Source organism: Robinsoniella sp. (assembly GCF_034124845.1).
In genome coordinates this window covers 1-7219 of the sequence record NZ_JAWYAJ010000178.1, presented here as the reverse complement: position 1 = coordinate 7219, position 7219 = coordinate 1, and the positions used below count along the sequence as shown (strand labels likewise).

The following is a 7219-nucleotide window of genomic DNA, read 5'->3' as shown; positions in this document are numbered from 1 at the left end:
AGCCAATGAACCTACCAGAAGTTCATTTATATGCGCGCGGGTGGTTTACAGTACGGACCCGGAAATCGAAGAAATTGTGGCAGAAATTCCCGTATTCCAGGAGCAGGAACAGGCAGAAAAAATGAAGTCTTTTTATAGCTGCATGAAATTGAGTTACGATTATTCCTGGCATGTCTGTAAGCCAGATGGTTATATGCGCCTGAAGGCGGCGGGTGATATTATTTACAGCTGCTATCGTATGATTCTCCAGGAGAATAAAGTGTTATTCCCTTGTAACAGACGATTAGAGGAGACGGTACAGGCACAGGAAAATAAGCCCGATGGGTACGTGGAACTCTGCAGGAAGTTTGAAGAAGACCTGTCCGATGAAAACTGTGATAAGGTAGTAAATGCGTATCTCAATTGGAGCCAATATCCCCACGAAAAAGATAACAGCAAACTTTTCAGCCAGTATGTAAGTGATTTCGAGCAGTGGTGGATTGAACCGCGGCCGTTGATTTATGAATGGTAAAATGACAAACAGGCAGACACCATATGTAAAGGTGTCTGCCTGTTTAAGCGGAATCACTTTGTTCAAACTCTCTGGTAAGATTCTTCAGCCAGAGATATTTCTTATAATGTCTGTATACAAATGGCAGTTTCACCAGTTCATCCAGACTGATGATAAAGTATACCCATCCCACAGGCAGGTTGAAAATAAATGCACACAAAAGTCCCAGGGGAACTGCGAAGAGCCACATATCAATCGTATCGCAGATGAAGCCAAACTTCGTATCCCCTCCGGCACAGAAAATGCCTGCGATTATGGTGGAGTTAATGGATTTCCCGATTACGTAATAGGAGCAGATATACAGCATGGTGCTTAAGTATCCTCTAGCCAGTTGGGACAATGAAGCAAAATCCAGGATAAAGGGTCTGGCTGCTAATATAATTCCGCCGCCGATCACACCGGTAACCAGGGAAAGTTTACAAAGTCTGGCAGCATATAGTTTTGCCAGCTTTAAATCTTTTTTCCCCAGCTCAATTCCAAGCAGGATCGCACCGCCGCTGCTGACACCAATACACAGGGAGATGGCAAGATTTTTAACGATATTGGCAATGGAATTTGCAGCTACCGCATCACTGCCAAGATGTCCCATGATTACAGAATACATGGTAAATCCACAGCCCCAGACCAGTTCATTTCCCAGCACAGGGGTGGAGTAATGCATGAAATCTTTGAACAGTTCCCAGTTATTTTTTATAATATATTTGATACGAATCCGAACGTTGTCTTCTTTGGCGGATACGGCAATGCACCAGATGAGCTCTATTGCCCGGGATATGGTGGTAGCAGCTGCCACGCCTGCCACACCTGATTTGGGGGCGCCGAAAAGCCCAAAGACAAAGACTGCATTTAAAATAATATTCAGAATCATAGCGGTAGAACTGATAATGGTACTCAGCAATGCTTTGCCGGTATTTTTCATAATACAAAGATATATCTGGGAAACGCTGGTAAACAGATATGATATCCCCACGATTCTTAAATAAGGTATCCCTGTTGCGATTAAATCCGGATCGGAGGTAAAGATCATCATCAGCTGCCCTGTGAAAAAGATTGCTCCAACGGCAAATAAAACAGAGATGACAAGGGATAATTTAATGGAAATGCCCAGAACTTGTTCAACGACGGATTTATCTCCTTTGCCCCAATACTGGGCTGCGAGGATCGTGGTTCCGATGGTAAGTCCCGCATAAAACAGACTGAGCACAAACTGAACCTGGCTTGCCAGAGAAACTGCAGAGAGAGCAGTCTGGCTTACCACACCCACCATTACAACGTCCGCTGCACTTACGGCAGCGGTCATCAGATTCTGGAATGCAATCGGCAATACGAGGGCTATGAGACTGCCATAGAATCCCCCCTTTACCGGGATGATACTTTTTAAACTTTTCATCATTTCCCAATCACTTTCCGGAGATATTCGCCCATGCTTCCTCATCGAATTCTTTATTCTTGTAATAATATTTCCGGTCATTTTCGGTTATTTGTTTGATTGGCCTGCATGGATTTCCCACTGCAACCACATTAGCGGGAATATCTTTGGTTACGACACTTCCGGCACCAATTACTACATTGTCTCCAATTGTCACACCGGGATTGATGACCACATTGCCGCCAATCCAGACATTGTTGCCAATGGTAACCTTTATACCGTATTCATAAGCTGAATTGCGGGAATCCGGATGAATCGGATGTCCGGCAGTATAAATAGCAACATTTGGTGCAAGCATGACGTTATCGCCAATGGTAACCTTTGCAACATCAATGATGGTACAGTTATAATTTGCAAAAAAATTGTCGCCTACTTCAATATGATTTCCGTAATCACAATAAAAAGGTGGATTGATAAATGCTCCTTTTCCTGATTTGCCAAGCAGCAGCTGCGTTAATTTCCCAAGGCCGTCAAAATCGGAACGATCCATAAAATTAAATTCCTGTAAAAGCTTTCTGGTTCTTTTTTGCTCCTCAAATACGGCATCGTCTGAAATATATGGCATTTCCCGGTCTCTTCTTTCAATGTTATCCATTTTGTTCCTCCTGATATTACCTTGTTATAAGTATTTTTTCGCCCTTTTGAACTGTTCTTTTAACAGATCATATGGTATTATATTACTATTATTTGTTTAGTTATATAGAGATAATGTCATTTTTTATAAATATATTCTCAGGAATTTGGATGCAACGCAGCTTTTATAATAGAATCACCTGAAATATGCAGCAGGATACACAGCTGGCTGCAGAACTAGTGCCGCCCGGCGCAAATACGCCGGGAGGCACTAGATAAAGTGCGAAAGGAACATTGATATGGAAACTTCTATCATAAAAACGGATCACACACTGAAGCAGCTGGAGGAACATGGGACCCCGATCTATCCGATTCTGATCTCCTCCGGACTTACCCTTAACCTGGATATGGGAATCGTCCCCTGGCATTGGCATAATGACTTTGAATTAACTTATGTTGAGTCCGGTCATTTTCACTTTTCCGTCAGTTCGGATACGTTCAGCCTGGGTCCGGGAGAGGCGATTTTTATTAATTCCAGGGTTCTGCATCAGGTGAAACCAGCTCAAAATGAGAATCCGGTATACTACAGTTATACTTTTGCACCGGAATTTATTTCAGAAACCATGCAAAGCTTAATCGCAGCCAAGTATATCATTCCCCTTATGCAAAACGGGGGTTTTCCCTATCACATATTCAATAAATCAACACCTTGGGAGCTGGACTGTCTGTCCCATATCGGCACCCTGAATCAGGCAGCGTCCTCCACCGGATTCGAAAGGGAATTTTTAGTGCTGCATTCCCTGCAAAGGGTTTTTATAGATATGATACAGAATCTTCCCGGTCTTTGCACGGCATCCCCGTCTCCGGTAGATTCTTCTCATTACAGTATCATGAAAATTATGCTGTATATAAAAAAGCATTATACCGAAACAATTACGCTGGAGGATATGGCGAATGCTGCTAATATCAGCAAAAGCAGCTGCAACAGGCTGTTTCACAGAATACTGAATATGACGCCGTTTGGCTATCTTCTGGAATTCAGGATCGACCAAAGCAAGAAATTATTGAAACAGGATACCAGGTCCGTTACAGAAATAGCTTACGCCTGTGGTTTTCATGACGTAAGCTACTATTGTAAAGAATTTCGCAGGCAGAACGGAATCTCACCGGAAAAATACCGAAAGAGAGACTGGGCTTAGGATCGTCTGACTGATAATTTTCTCCGGATTATAATGGCTGTAAAGGAAATGACACCCAGCAAAGAGCAGAGGATTCCTGCACCAAGACCTGGGGTAACATATTTTAATACTACCTGATGTTCACCCGGTTCCAGTAAAATGCCGGAATAAATGGTATTTACTCTTAAAAGCTCTGCTTTCTCACCATTCACATAGGCGCTCCAGCCTTTGGAATAAGGAACGGACATACATAAGACTTTAGCAGAATCCAGATGGATGGAACCGCTTATTCTGTTAGGCGAAAACACCGGGTTTTTCAGATAGTCCTGTTTTAAATGACGGATCTGTGCAGCATATTGCTGCATTGGCTGGCTGTTTACAATAAGATCATCAAAGGTGTAGATGCCTTTTTGTTGAAATGTAAGCTTGATCTCTTTTAATGGGCTGCTGCTGTATGCAAAGTTTAACAGGTAATCGTTACGTCCTTCATACCAGCGGTATTCGGGAGTTAAAATCGTTAGATTTTTTGTAATACCATTTGCGGCAGCTGAAATTTCAGCAGATGTTTCTGTTTTTTTACGTTTCTTCTGGTTATCGTTCTTAAACCTGAGATTCCGGAAAATGAGATAATTTTCAGAGTCCCTTATTCCTTTCAAGGTAATTGTTATGGAGGAAGAAGGTTTTTTTACGTGGAAATTTCCGTTCTTGTATGTGACGTTTTTTGAGGGGCTTATGCTATAAGGGAGTTTTTTATCTGTATATTGAACTTCTGCTTTTTTCAGTAATCCCAAGTTTGAAGCTGATAAAGGTGCCTCTAATTGCGTATTTTCAACAGCCTCATCCACAGTATCCCCGACTGCATCATGATCTATGTCCAGAACGGCTGCCTGAAGCATCGCCGCCTGTTTTTGAGCTGGGTCCAGAGGTTCATATTCTGACCGGGGGAGATAGCTGTCATAGGTATATCCAAAGGGCAGCATATTCTGATTCTGGTATATCCGGTAAGGGGATTGCGCTGTCTGTGGCGTCTGCAGCAGGGTATAGCCGTAAAATGGATTCTCTTTTAAAGTGCTGTCCCCAATCTGGTATTTCACATTTGCCAGGGAATCCAGGATAATTCGGTTGTCCAGTCCACGGTAGCAGTTGGTACTGCGATACGAACCAGAGACTTTAAGCAGAAATTTACTCACATTTCCATCGGCTATGCTATAGTAAAAGTCCATTCCATTTAAACCGCTCAACAGGGCGGAATTTGTTCGGGAAATATCCGAAGCCTGTCCCATAAGCTCATACCGGAAGAATTCCGGGTCATTTAACTGCATAAGTGCGCTAAGAGGTTCATTTACGATGACGGAATAGGAAGCATCCCTGTTGTGAAAACGGCTGTCATCCGGGTCGCTGAAATAAAACTGGTCAAATCCATAACAGGCAATTCCGGCTGTCATTAATAGGAGATATGACAGGTATGCCAGTGACTTCCCGTGTAAATATGCGGATGTATAGCGGATGGGCAGAACCAGAACCGTTACAGCCAGTAATATGCCAAATTTAACAAAACTCTCATCAGAATTTTGTCCAAGGGTACCGCAAAGGATGAGATAACAGGCAGTAACCCCTGCTAAAACCAGAAATTGCCGCTTGTGAATCTGTAAAAACTCAGGTAACATACACACCAGAATAAACGCCATCATGAAACAATATGCATAACTCCAGCGGTTGGCGGCATAAGAAAATACATTTAGTACATGTCCGGCATAAGGAATCAAAAGAAATCCAGTCAGAACCAGGAAGCAGACTTTCAGGCTCCGGTATTTCTTTTTCTGCATAAGTAATAAGACGAGTGGGGGAAAGGTAATGACAGAGCAGCCGATAAAAGTCCAGTTCCCGGCACCCTGACCTGTGAAAATGCCAAACAGAAGCTTCTTGTAGTACCCCGGCTGATAACCTATGTTAACTGTATGATCCATGCTGAAGCGTCTGCTGGTTAAAGCAGCCAGAATACCGGGCAGTAACAAGAACCCTGCAAGCAGAACACCGACAAAATAAAAACCGCTGAAGCGTGCCAGACATAATAAAAAATGGCGCACTCTGTGTTCTTTATAATAATCAAAAAAGCGTATAATCGCATATAACAAAATGAGAATACTTAACACATAGAAAAAATAAAAATTACTCAGAGCAGAAATAAAAATCATCAGAATAAAGAAGCAGGGCGATTTCTTCTGAAATATTTTTTCTATCCCCATCAGCAGAAAGGGCAGATATATCATTGAGTTTGCGAAAAAGGGATGTGTTGTGGATGCATACAGCGCATAGGCAGAAAAAGCATAGACGCATGCTCCGCAAATAGAAGGAAAACGATCCTTTTTCATTACCCGGCAGTAGAATAAAAAACCGATGCCCGACAGATAAAGGCGCAGGATAATGAGACCTCCATATAAATATTCCGTTTTCGATGCCGGAACAAATGCAGAGAGAAGGGTAAGGGGATCTCCGATTACATAATAGTTTAATGTGGTGATCACGTCGGAGCCAAACCCCAGCTTAGAATCCCATAGAGGTATTTCCAGATTTCCCGTTTCTATAAAAGTTCGGATGATTTCCCGTAAATATTTCCCATAATAGCCAAGGGCAGAAAAATGCTGATTAAGGGCATCGCCGTTTGAAACCAGGGACTTATTCTGGGAGAACAGCCAGAAAAAGCATATACCAAAGATTATGACAAATAAAATACTGTATAAGGCAAAGCATGAAACGGGGAATGTTTTCTCATTTTCTGACACTGGTTTATTTAAGGGAGAATGCATATTTCGGAACCTCTCTGTTATCATTTGTGGTGTAATGTTATTAAGAAAATAATACCATATATATCCAGTCAAGTATATAAGTTTATGAAGCAAGAAAGCTGGCAATATGCAGGTTGACATTGCGGTACCCGTAGTGAGTCTGGAACCTCCGTTGCGGCAGCCCATTTGGCAGGTGCCGCTGAAGATTTAATGACATATGGAATCGTACACGGGAATAATCTCAGTATGAATACAGCTGCCAGTAATACGTATTTGTTAAGGGGAGCAGACCGCACTCCCGCTTACAGTTATCCCAACCAAGAATGGGGAATGGGGGCTTTGAATCTGTACCAGACAATACTCCGGCTGCGAGAATGACTGGAAAAAGTAAGACATAGGATAATGATATGATTTGTGGTACAATGTACAAAACAGCAGATGATTTCGTACAGGCAAAAGGAGTGGAGTATGCGTTTAAAGGCCAAAGATATTGCAGAAGCACTAAAAGTATCCCCGGCAACAGTTTCCTTAGCATTAAATGACCGTCCGGGAGTGAATGCAGAGACGAAGAAGAGAATACTGGAGTATACAGAACAGATGCAGGAGCTTCAGAAAGAAGAACGGCGAAGTGCCAGGGACATGAATAAGGGTACCCTGCTGATGCTTCATTACGTCAAACATGGAGTGATACTGGAGCGAAGTT

5 protein-coding genes and 1 pseudogene are annotated in these 7219 nt (G+C 42.5%); 3 read left to right on the top strand and 3 right to left on the bottom strand.

Features of this window, described 5'->3' with window-relative positions:
* A pseudogene (locus tag ACH2DQ_RS08365) lies at positions 1–511 on the top strand (nucleotidyltransferase domain-containing protein); the annotation flags it as partial.
* A gap of 43 nt (positions 512–554) precedes the next feature.
* Here ACH2DQ_RS08365 and ACH2DQ_RS08360 read toward each other — a convergent pair.
* Positions 555–1943: an MATE family efflux transporter gene (locus ACH2DQ_RS08360; protein ID WP_394914432.1), complete on the bottom strand. Its 1389-nt coding sequence runs from the start codon at positions 1941–1943 to the stop codon at positions 555–557.
* Between the two features lie 7 nt (positions 1944–1950).
* On the bottom strand, positions 1951–2574 hold the full coding sequence (locus tag ACH2DQ_RS08355; protein WP_394914433.1) for a sugar O-acetyltransferase: 624 nt from the start codon (positions 2572–2574) through the stop codon (positions 1951–1953).
* Positions 2575–2851: 277 nt separating this feature from the next.
* Between ACH2DQ_RS08355 and ACH2DQ_RS08350 the strand changes: the two genes are divergently transcribed.
* On the top strand, positions 2852–3751 hold the full coding sequence (locus ACH2DQ_RS08350; RefSeq protein WP_394914434.1) for a helix-turn-helix domain-containing protein: 900 nt from the start codon (positions 2852–2854) through the stop codon (positions 3749–3751).
* Here ACH2DQ_RS08350 and ACH2DQ_RS08345 read toward each other — a convergent pair.
* On the bottom strand, positions 3748–6537 hold the full coding sequence (locus tag ACH2DQ_RS08345) for a YfhO family protein (protein ID WP_394914435.1): 2790 nt from the start codon (positions 6535–6537) through the stop codon (positions 3748–3750). The two genes, ACH2DQ_RS08350 and ACH2DQ_RS08345, sit on opposite strands and share 4 nt — an antisense overlap.
* 447 nt (positions 6538–6984) lie before the next feature.
* Here ACH2DQ_RS08345 and ACH2DQ_RS08340 point away from each other — a divergent pair.
* Positions 6985–7219, top strand: a 235-nt coding sequence (locus tag ACH2DQ_RS08340) for a helix-turn-helix domain-containing protein (RefSeq protein WP_395026342.1), incomplete at its 3' end; no start/stop codon positions are given.

What these genes read in the sequence shown, in the direction of transcription:
- ACH2DQ_RS08350 (WP_394914434.1), top strand. Translation starts at nt 2,852, where the DNA reads ATGGAAACTTCTATCATAAAAACGGATCACACACTGAAGCAGCTGGAG.
- ACH2DQ_RS08345 (WP_394914435.1), bottom strand. Translation starts at nt 6,537, where the DNA reads ATGCATTCTCCCTTAAATAAACCAGTGTCAGAAAATGAGAAAACATTC.
- ACH2DQ_RS08360 (WP_394914432.1), bottom strand. Translation starts at nt 1,943, where the DNA reads ATGATGAAAAGTTTAAAAAGTATCATCCCGGTAAAGGGGGGATTCTAT.
- ACH2DQ_RS08355 (WP_394914433.1), bottom strand. Translation starts at nt 2,574, where the DNA reads ATGGATAACATTGAAAGAAGAGACCGGGAAATGCCATATATTTCAGAC.